This is a genomic window from Petrotoga sp. DB-2 (assembly GCF_054051725.1).
The window spans coordinates 1-219 of sequence record NZ_JBSVZD010000111.1; the positions used below are offsets into that span (position 1 = coordinate 1).

At 39.3% G+C, this 219-nt stretch carries 1 protein-coding gene; it reads left to right on the plus strand.

Features of this window, described 5'->3' with window-relative positions; translation table 11 throughout:
• Positions 1–219 (plus strand): ABC transporter permease subunit (locus tag ACW9JY_RS10665; protein ID WP_457284345.1); only part of this gene is annotated, 219 nt, incomplete at both ends.

The window sequence follows — 219 nt, forward strand, 5'->3', positions numbered from 1 at the left end:
TGCCCGGGTAATACGATCACAAATACTAAGTCTAAGGGAAAGGGAATTCACATACACATCGATACTATCAGGGACAAGAACGTTCAACCTGGTAATAAAAGAATACTTCCCATTCATAATACCGATAATATTCTCGACGTTGATAAACAACATGATATGGGCGGTAGGGATGGAAGTAACGTTATCGGTATTGGGTTTATCCAACACAGAAATACCAAC